This is a genomic window from Georgenia sunbinii (assembly GCF_036421875.1).
GTDB classification, from domain to species: domain Bacteria; phylum Actinomycetota; class Actinomycetes; order Actinomycetales; family Actinomycetaceae; genus Georgenia_B; species Georgenia_B sunbinii.
In genome coordinates, this window is sequence record NZ_JAZGOL010000017.1 from 1 (window position 1) to 6,589 (window position 6,589).

General features: G+C 67.9%; 2 protein-coding genes. Both read left to right on the top strand.

Annotated features, from left to right (window positions below):
* The first annotated feature begins 111 nt into the window (after positions 1 to 111).
* On the top strand, positions 112 to 813 hold the full coding sequence (locus V2J52_RS16935) for a 3-keto-disaccharide hydrolase (RefSeq protein WP_331228922.1): 702 nt from the start codon (positions 112 to 114) through the stop codon (positions 811 to 813).
* Positions 814 to 988: 175 nt separating this feature from the next.
* Positions 989 to 6,589, top strand: a 5,601-nt coding sequence (locus V2J52_RS16940) for a ThuA domain-containing protein (RefSeq protein ID WP_331228923.1), incomplete at its 3' end; no start/stop codon positions are given.

A 6,589-nucleotide genomic window follows, 5' to 3' on the forward strand; every position in this document is an offset into this window, starting at 1 on the left:
GGCCCGCAGCCAACCAGGCTGCGGGCCCCACGGCGTCACCTGGACCGCCAGGTCGACGTCACCGCCGAACCGTGGGACCGTCGTCCTGGTAGCCACCCGAGGGGGAGACCGATGCTCCGACGCCGTCACCGGCAGGTGCGCTACGCCGTCGTCGTCTTCGTGACGCTCATGCTGGCCGCGGCCTGCTCGCAGGACGGGCCTGCCGCGCCGGACCAGCCCACTGTGCCGGACAAGGACGACTGCCAGGGTGACGTCGAGGAGGGCTACCGGCCGCTGTTCGACGGCACGCAGGAGAGCCTCGACCGCTGGCGGATGGCCGGCCCCGGGGGTTTCGAGCTGCAGGACGACTGCTCAGCGGTGACGGTCGGCGGGATGGGGCTGCTGTGGTTCCCCGAGGAGTTCGGGAACTACCGGCTGCGCCTGGACTGGCGGATGACCGGCGACGACAACTCCGGGGTCTTCGTCGGTTTCCCCGACCCGGGCACCGACCCGTGGGTCGCCGTCGAGCAGGGGTACGAGATCCAGATCGACGCGACCGACGCGCCCGACCGCACGACCGGCGCGATCTACACCTTCCAGGGAGCGGACGCGGTGGCACGCGACGGGGCACTGCGGCCGCCCGGTGAGTGGAACGCCTACGAGATCGCCGTCACGGGGCAGCGCATCACGGTCCACCTCAACGATGTCCTCATCAACGAGCTCGAGAGTACCGACCCGGCTCGCGACCTCAGCGACGGCCACATCGGCCTGCAGAACCACGGCGAAGAGGACGAGGTCTACTTCCGGAACGTGCGCATCGCTCCTTTTGGTTGACCGCAACCCAAAAGGCGGACTAGGGTAGGCGCGCCGCGCGACCCGTGACACAAGGTCGCCCGGGGCCCCGAGGATGGGGCCGCGCAACCCGTCGGTGGGACTACTGCCGACGACCCGCGTCTCAGTCCGGCCTGCCGGTCCGAGGCGTTCTCGAACACGACTTCAAGGAGGAACCGTGGCCAGACCATCATCCGGTCGCCACTGGGCTACCAGAGCCGGGGGAGCGCTGCTTGCCGGCGTTCTCGCGCTCCCGCTCGTCGCGAGCGGGGCCAGTGCCCAGAACGAACCACAGCCCGAGCAGGACGCGGAGTTCAGCGCCCTCGTCTTCAGCAAGACGGCCGGCTTCCGGCACGGCTCCATCGAGGCCGGTGTCGAAGCCATCGAGCAGCTCGGGGAGGACAACGGGTTCTCGGTCGACCACACCGAGGAGGCCGCCGACTTCACCACCGAGAACCTGTCCCAGTACGACGTCGTCGTCTGGCTCTCGACGACCGGTGACGTGCTGAACGGCACCCAGCAGACCGCTTTCGAGAGCTACATCCAGAACGGCGGCGGTTACGCGGGCATCCATGCCGCGAGCGACACCGAGTACGACTGGGAGTGGTACGGCGACCTTGTCGGTGCTTACTTCTCCGGTCACCCGCCGGGCACCCCGGACGGCACCGTCGTCGTCGAGGACCCCGCCCACCCCTCCACCGAGCACCTGCCCGCACGCTGGGACCGCACCGACGAGTGGTACTCGTTCCGCGACAACCCGCGCGGTGACGTCCACGTGCTCGCCTCCCTCGACGAGAGCACCTACGACGCCGGTGGCAACGCGATGGGTAACGACCACCCCATCGCCTGGTGCCAGGACTACGACGGCGGCCGCTCCTGGTACACCGGCGGCGGGCACACCGACGAGTCGTTCGCCGAGCCGGCGTTCCTCACCCACGTCCTCAAGGGCCTGCAGACCGCTGCCGGCGTCGTCGGCGCCGACTGCACCGCCTCGCTCGACGAGAGCTTCGACAAGGTCGCTCTTGACCTCAACACCCAGAACCCGATGGACCTGGCCCCGACGCCTGACGGCCGGGCCATCTTCCTCGAGCGCGACGGCCGGGTGCAGATCGTTGCGCCCAACGGTGGCACCACCACCGCCGGCACCCTGCCGGTGACCCAGGTTCAGGAGTTCGGCCTGCTGGGCCTTGAGCTCGACCCGGACTTCGCCGACAACGGCTGGATCTACCTCTACTACTCCCCGGAGGGCTCGACGGCGGACTATGTCTCCCGGTTCACCCTTGAGGGTGACGTCCTGGACATGGACAGCGAGGAGGTCCTCCTCGAGGTCGAGGTCCAGCGCGACGAGTGCTGCCACGCCGGTGGTGCCCTCCAGTTCGACGGCGACGGCAACCTGTACATCGCTACGGGTGACAACACCAACCCCTTCGCCTCGGACGGCTACAGCCCGATCGACGAGAGGGAAGGGCGCGCCGCCTGGGACGCGCAGGGGACATCAGGAAACACGAACGACCTGCGCGGCAAGATCCTGCGTATCACCCCGCAGGACGACGGCTCCATCGAGATCCCCGAGGGCAACCTCTTCGCGCCCGGGACCGACCAGACCCGGCCCGAGATCTTCGCGATGGGCTTCCGCAACCCGTTCAAGATCGGCCTCGACCCCCGCACTGACACGCTGCTGGTGGCGGACTACGGGCCCGACGCCGGATCGGCGAACCCGAACCGCGGGCCCGCAGGCATCGTGGAGTGGAACGTCGTCGGCACGCCCGGCAACTACGGCTGGCCGCACTGCGTGGGCGGCAACCTGCCCTACATCTCCTACGACTTCGCGGGTGGCAGCGGTGACGCCTTCGACTGCGAGAACGGCCCCACGAACGACTCGCCGAACAACACCGGCCTCACCACCCTGCCGCCGGCCATCCCGGCGACGGTCTGGTACCAGAACAACGGCTCGACGGGCAACGCCCCCGAGATCGGCAACGGTGGTGCACCGATGGCCGGCAGCGTCTACGTCTACGACGAGGACCTGGTCTCCGAGCGGAAGTGGCCGGCGTACTGGGACGGCAAGGCGGCCTTCGCCGAGTGGAACACCGGCAAGCTGTTCTCCTTCCAGATGTCGGACGACACCAGTGAGGTCGTCGACATCAACCAGATCCTGTCGACGATGTCCTTCGCCCGCCCGCACGCCCTGGAGTGGGGCGCCGACGGCGCGCTGTACATGATCGAGTGGGGCTCGGGCTTCGGCGGCAACAACGCCGACTCGGGCGTCTACCGGATCGACTACATCTCCGGCTCGCGGGCCCCCATCGCCCGCGCCGAGGCCGACGTGACGTCCGGCCCCGTGCCGCTGACGGTCCAGTTCAGCTCCGAGGGGTCCCGTGACCCGGACGGCGGCGAGGTGACGCTCGAGTGGGACTTCGGTGATGGTGAGACCTCGACCGAGGCGAACCCCACGTACACCTACACGACGCCTGGCAACTACACCGCCACGCTCACCGTCACCAACGAGGGCGAGCAGTCGTCCTCCGCGAGCGTGCCGATCACGGCCGGCAACACCGCGCCCGTCGTCACTGTCGAGACTCCGCCGAACGGTGGCTTCTTCAACTTCGGTGACGTCATCGAGTACTCGGTCACGGTGACCGACCCCGAGGACGGCGAGATCGACTGCGAGAACGTCATCGTCCAGCCGGCGCTCGGCCACGACGAGCACGCCCACCCGTATGACCAGTACTTCGGTTGTGAGGGTGCGATCCCGCTCCACGGGGACACCGGCCACATCGGCGCGAACATCTTCGGCGTCATCACGGTGACCTACACCGACCAGGGTGCCGAGGGCGTTGCTCCGCTCACCACGCAGGAAGTCATCATCCTGCAGCCCAAGCGCAAGGAGGCGGAGTACTTCTCCGAGACCGGGCGGCTGCCCGGCTCGCCGAGCAGCGGTGATGCAGGCGTCCAGACCGAGGACACCGAGGACGTCGGCGGCGGCCAGAACATCGGCTTCGCCGAGGTCGACGACTGGTTCTCCTTCGACCCGACCAACCTCACCAACATCGACGGCATCCGCCTGCGGGCTGCCACGGAGCTCGGCGGCACCGTCGACATCCGCACCGGCGCGCCCGACGGGCCGTCGATCGGTTCGGTGACCATCCCGGCCGACGGCTGGCAGGCGTGGGGCAACTACGACCTCGAGCTGCCTGACGGCGTCACCACCGAGACCGCCCCGCTGTACTTCGTGATCACCGAGGGGCAGGCGAACATCAACTGGGTCGAGTTCATCGGCCAGGGCGTGACCGACAACGCCAGCCCGGTGGTCGAGGCCACCGCGTCCGAGACCTCGGGCCCTGCCCCGCTGACGGTGGACTTCACCGCCACGGCGACGGACCCGGACGGCGACACCCCGCTGACCTACGCCTGGGACTTCGGTGACGGTGAGACTGCCGACACCGCCGAGGCCTCGCACACCTACACGGCGGCCGGCTCCTACGCGGCCACCGTCACGGTGACCGACGCCCGCGGCGCAACGAACTCCGAGTCGGTGGAGATCACCGTCACCGCCGCGGCCATGAAGTGCTTCGCCGGCCGCTCGGACGACTTCACCGGTGACACGCTCGACACCGACCGGTGGGACGGCGTGGTTCGGGCCAACCAGGACCTGCGGGTCGAGGACGGCTCGCTGATCATCCCGACCGTCAGCTCCGACATCTACGGCACTGACAACCAGGCCACGCCCAACATCGTCCTGCAGGACCTGCCCGAGGGACCGTTCACGGCCACCACCAAGGTGACCATGCCCGGCTCCGAGGCGTACCAGCAGGCCGGTCTGGTCATCTACGGCGATGACGACAACTACGCCAAGATGGTCCTGTCCGGCCGCGACACCGCTGGGCCGAACCCGGCCTCGCGAGTGTTCCAGCTGATCCGTGAGGAGAACGCCGAGCCGAACGAGGTCAACGCCTCGCTCACTCCGGCACTGGGCGCGGACTACCCGACCACGGTCTGGGTGCGCTTCACGAGTGACGGTGAGAACCTCGTCGCTTCCTACAGCGCCGACGGCGTCGAGTTCTCGGACATGTCCGAGACGAAGTCGCTCGACGGCATCGACGACCCGAAGATCGGTCTGATCTCGCTGCAGGGCAACGGTCGCAGCCAGGCGCCGGTTGACGCCGCGTTCGACTACTTCACCATCACCCCGGACGACACCGTGCCGCCGATCGGTCCGGACGACGAGTTCGACGGGACCGTCCTCGACGGCTGCCGTTGGGACGTCGTGCGGCCGGACACCGAGCACCTGCGGCTGGCCGACGGCCACCTGGAGATCGATGCGGTGACCGGTGACGTCTACGGCACCGACAACACCGACCCGTCGAACTTCGTCCTTCAGGGGATCGAGGGCGACTGGACGGTGGAGACGGTGGTCGACGCCTCGGCGTTCGGCCAGCAGTACGAGCAGGCCGGCCTGATCGCCTACGTCGATGACGACAACTACGTCAAGATCGACACGCTCACCACCAACACCGCGGGCAGCACCGTCGCCCGTGGGCTGGAGATCCGCAGCGAGATCGGCGGCGAGGTGCAGAACCCGCAGCCCGCGGCGAGCAACCTCACCAGCGGGGTATGGCACCTGCGGCTGCAGAAGGTCGGCGACGTCTTCACGGGTTCGTACTCCGCCGACGGCGAGACATGGACCGTGTTCGAGTCGCTGACCAACGCCGCAGTGGCGTCCAGCGGCCGGGTTGGTCTGTTCGCGCTCGGGGCGGCATCGACCGCCTCACCGACCGCCACCTTCGACTACTTCCGAGTGGTCGGGGACGACGAGCCGGAGCTGGTGGAGGTCACGCCTACAGAGGTGACCTTCGTTGACCAGGACGGTACCGAGGATGACAGCTACGCGATTCCTGAGGTTGAGGGCGTGGAGTACGTCGTTGATGGTGACGTGGTCGCTGCTGACACCTACCCGGGTGCTGGGACGGTGACTGTGACGGCGCGTGCGCTGGATGGTTTCGTGCTGGCCGAGGGCGCGACGGCTGAGTGGTCGCACGAGTTCTCTGCCGATGGTGGGGAGCCGGTGCTGGTGGAGGTCACGCCTACTGAGGTGACTTTTGTTGACCAGGACGGTACCGAGGGCGACAGCTTCACGATTCCTGAGGTTGAGGGCGTGGAGTACGTCGTTGATGGTGACGTGGTTGTGGCTGACACCTACCCGGGCGTCGGCACGGTGACTGTGACGGCGCGTGCGCTGGATGGTTTCGTGCTGGCCGAGGGTGCGACCGCTGAGTGGTCGCATGAGTTCTCTGCCGATGGTGGGGAGCCGGTGCTGGTGGAGGTCACGCCTGCTGAGGTGGCCTTTGATGACCAGGACGGTACCGAGGATGACAGCTACACGATTCTTGAGGTTGAGGGCGTGGAGTACGTCGTTGATGGTGACGTGGTCGCTGCTGACACCTACCCGGGTGTCGGCACGGTGACTGTGACGGCGCGTGCGCTGGATGGTTTCGTGCTGGCCGAGGGTGCCACCGCTGAGTGGACCCACGAGTTCTCCACCGATGGTGGGGAGCCGGTGCTGGTGGAGGTCACGCCTACTGAGGTGACGTTCGATGACCAGGACGGTACCGAGGACGACAGCTACACGATTCCTGAGGTTGAGGGCGTGGAGTACGTCGTTGACGGTGACGTGGTTGTGGCTGACACCTACCCGGGTGTCGGCACGGTGACTGTGACGGCGCGTGCGCTGGATGGTTTCGTGCTGGCCGAGGGTGCCACCGCTGAGTGGACCCACGAG

Coding starts and splice junctions, on each gene's coding strand:
- V2J52_RS16935 (WP_331228922.1), top strand. CDS start 112: ATGCTCCGACGCCGTCACCGGCAGGTGCGCTACGCCGTCGTCGTCTTC.